The 3,631-nt window shown below is 37.0% G+C and carries 5 protein-coding genes; all 5 read right to left on the bottom strand.

Translation table 11 applies throughout. From position 1 onward, the window contains the following. Positions 1 to 971, bottom strand: a 971-nt coding sequence (locus tag Q0138_RS02675; protein WP_297980552.1) for a V-type ATP synthase subunit A, incomplete at its 3' end; no start/stop codon positions are given. Further along, complete coding sequence (locus tag Q0138_RS02670; protein WP_297980549.1) at positions 968 to 1,285, bottom strand: V-type ATP synthase subunit F; 318 nt, start codon at positions 1,283 to 1,285, stop codon at positions 968 to 970. The genes Q0138_RS02670 and Q0138_RS02675, both read right to left, overlap by 4 nt. After that, a complete protein-coding gene (locus Q0138_RS02665; protein ID WP_297980546.1) occupies positions 1,282 to 2,436 on the bottom strand; it encodes a V-type ATP synthase subunit C in 1,155 nt (384 codons plus the stop codon). The genes Q0138_RS02670 and Q0138_RS02665 overlap by 4 nt, the downstream gene beginning before the upstream one ends. A gap of 12 nt (positions 2,437 to 2,448) precedes the next feature. After that, positions 2,449 to 3,132, bottom strand: a complete 684-nt coding sequence (locus Q0138_RS02660; RefSeq protein ID WP_297980543.1) for a V-type proton ATPase subunit E — start codon at positions 3,130 to 3,132, stop codon at positions 2,449 to 2,451. 12 nt (positions 3,133 to 3,144) lie between these two features. Beyond that, entirely contained in the window at positions 3,145 to 3,630 is a 486-nt protein-coding gene (locus Q0138_RS02655; protein WP_297980540.1) for a V-type ATP synthase subunit K, read from the bottom strand. Between the last annotated feature and the right edge of the window lies 1 nt (position 3,631).

The following is a 3,631-nucleotide window of genomic DNA, read 5'->3' as shown; positions in this document are numbered from 1 at the left end:
TCGTAACCTTGGTCACGGAAGTATTCTGCAATAGTAATACCGGTGTATACACATGCTTCACGAGCTGCTACCGGCATGTTGGAAGTGTTTGCAATAAGAACAGTTCTGTCCATGATTGGGTTTCCAGTTTTAGGGTCAGTAAGGAATGGGAATTCAGTAAGTACTTCTGTCATCTCATTTCCACGTTCTCCACATCCAATATATACCACAATGTCTGCGTCTGCCCATTTAGCTAATTGTTGTTGGGTAACAGTTTTACCTGAACCGAAAGGACCAGGAATAGCTGCTGCTCCTCCTTTAGCTAAACAGAAGAAAGTGTCTTGTGCTCTTTGACCGGTAATAAGTGGAATATCTGGGTCTAATTTTTCCTTGTATGGACGTCCTTTACGAACAGGCCATTTTTGGAGCATTTGAATTTCTTCAATTCCTTCATCAGTTTCTACTTCAGCAATAGTTTCAAGTACTGTGTATTCAGCCTTTGCAGCAATAGACTTGATGGTACCTTCAATCATTGGAGGAACCATGATCTTTTGCAATACAGCAGATGTTTCCTGAACTTGACCAAGAATGTCTCCGCCTACAACCTTGTCACCTACTTTAGCGACAGGTTCAAAGGTCCATTTTTTCTCCTTGTCAATAGAGTCTACATCAATACCTCTAGCAATATAGTCACCAGAAATGTCCTTGATGACTTCTAAAGGTCTTTGAATTCCATCAAAAATGGAACCCATTACACCAGGTCCAAGTTCTACAGACAATGGACCTCCAGTACTTTCCACTTTTTCGCCAGGTTTTACCCCAGCAGTTTCTTCATAAACTTGAATGGTAGCGGTGTCACCTTCGAGCTCAATAATCTCTCCGATAAGCTTGGCGTCACCTACTCTTACCACTTCATACATTTGAGTTCCTCTCATCCCATCTGCGACGATAACAGGACCTGCAATTTTAATAATATTTCCTTCATTAATCATTTAACCATCTCTACCCCGATAACTCTCTTAATAAGAGCTGCCATTTGATCAGCACCGCCTTCAGATGAACCGGATTTGTCCGGTATCTCAATAATCATTGGTAAGACATCAGAACCAAGACGTTTATTAATATGTTCTCTTATGTTATCAGCTATCTTTTGTGTAATTATAATAATTGAAATTTCACTATCTAATAATTCATCAAGAGCATCTTTAGCTTCTTCATCATTGTTTACAATATAACCTTTCTTAACTCCACCAAGTTTAAAACCAGTGACAGTATCGATATCTCCTACAATAGCGACATCACTCATACTAACATCTCCCTAATTTTAGATATTGGGAAGTCAGCTTCTCTTTTAGCCCTTGCAATTACCTTTAAGTTTTTAATTTCAAGCTCTTTTTGAGACAAGAATCCTATTATAGGTCCAATACCTAATGGTTTTTTCATGGAATAGGATTTTGCAGAGTCGACTAAAAACTTATCCAAAGCCTTTTCAAAGAGAGCTACAGATCCAGTTTCATTGTATTCAGGAAGAACATCGGTAAGAACATCAGAGTATTTTGTTCCTTCCAAACTGGAAATTACTCCAGTTACATCCTCAGCTTCCATAAGATCTTTAAGCTTCCATTCTCTTAATTGGTATCCGCTACTAATCATGTATGGACTAATAGCTTCGTAATCTAATCCATCTACCTTTGCTCTTAATATCAATTTAATATTAGCTACATCAACTTGATTTCCGACATATGCATAGAGTATCTGTTTGTTTTCATCAGATGGAGTTTCAGAGGAAGCAAGCAATTTGTTTAAATAATACTTGTCCAATGCAGATTCTAAAGGAAGGATTAAGCCAGTCTTTTCATATTCTGGAAGTACTTCTTCTAAAACAGCCGCATATTCAGTTCCATCTAATCCTGCAACAACATCAGTTACGGAATCAGCGTCGGATAAACGTTCTAAATCTTCATATAAAGAACCTGTTGGAATTAATAAATCATCAGTTGCTTCTTTACTAAGTCCAGCTTGTTTAGCAGTTAATAAACTTTTAATGTTTCTAATGTCAGATTGTTTGGACATTACCTTAAATGAAGATTGAATCTCTTTAGGAGCGATTCTGGAAACCATGTCATAGGTTTCTCCAAGTTGAATGTCTAATGCCTTTTCAAGTGAATAATTATCCAAGTATTCAGCATAATCAGGAGATCCTCTGAGATAATTTGTAATTTCATCAATGTTGTTTGCTTCAACAAGTTCAGAAATTTGTTTTTCATCAAATAATCTTCCTTTTCTTGCTCTTACTCTCGCATTAGGATGAAGATATGGATAAACATCTAAAATTGGTCTAGTTGCAACAATTACAATAATTGCACCAATAACGACAAATGCTAAAAGAACTATTGCTAAAAATGCCTCATTAGAAAGTCCTAAGGAACTTATGATAGTAGCAATTTCATCAGCCATAATTCATCTCTCCTAATCAAATAAAGTTTTTGCAACTTCTGAACGTAATGATTTCTTAAATCTTAACATTCTGGATTCAATAGTGTTATTAACTTGAATTTCACCATTTTTAGTTCTTAATATAGCTCCACCGATGGTGTCAATAGGTTCACCAATTTCCAAGCTAGTTTCAATTCCAGCTTCAGAAGAAACATCCTTAGCGATTTCATTAAGATTGACAGGTTTGTTTCTATCCTTGATTAAGGATTTAACCTTATCTGCGATAGAATCCAATTGACCTTTAACTTTATCAATATCATCTTCCTTTAATAAAACGATTAATTCTCCGCCGCCGATTTCGGTAGCTGCCTCTTTAATCATTTCAATTAAAGCTTCTACATATTCTTCATCATCAGTAGCTGCCTTATTTTTCAAATCTTCAGTAGCTTTATTAAAAGCCTCTTCGATTACTTCTTCTTTTGCCCCTAACTCTGCCCTACGAGCATTCATTTTAGCTTCTGAAATAATTTGCTGATATCTCATATCCGCTTGTTTTTTAGCGTTTTCAGAGATTTTAACCTTTTCAGCTTCAGCCCTTTTTTCACCATCAGCCAAAATAGCTTCAACTTGAGTTTGAGCTTCACTAATGTTTACATCAGCTTTCGCTTGAGCTTCAGACATAATGTTAGAGACAATTTTTTCTGCCCCAGAGCTCATTTAATTGACCTCCTAACCTAAGATTCCACCGAATACCATAAGTAAGATAGCAATCAAGAATCCGTAAATAGCTTGAGTTTCTGGTAATGCAGAGAAGATAATACCTCTTGCGAACATGTCAGTGTCTTCTACGATAGCTCCAACGGAGGAAGCAGCTGCCATACCTTGTCCCATACCGGAACCTAAACCTGCAAATCCAATAGATGCACCTACACCAATAGCTACAATACCTGCAGTAGTTGAAAGACCTGAGCCTCCACCTAATAATCCTGAGAATACAAGTAATAAAATAGCAATCAAGAATCCGTAAATAGCCTGAGTTTCTGGTAATGCAGAGAAAATAATACCTCTTGCAAACATATCGTTATCTTCTGCTACAGCTCCAACAGATCCAGCTGCTGCCATACCTTGACCTAAACCTGAACCTAAACCAGCGAAACCAATTGCTACACCAGCACCAATAGCTGCTAAAGCAGTACCTAAAGCAATTTCTACCATA

This window comes from uncultured Methanobrevibacter sp. (assembly GCF_937906425.1).
GTDB lineage: Archaea > Methanobacteriota > Methanobacteria > Methanobacteriales > Methanobacteriaceae > Methanobrevibacter.
The sequence above is the reverse complement of the archived record's forward strand: the minus strand, read 5'-3'. Positions and strand labels throughout refer to the sequence as shown.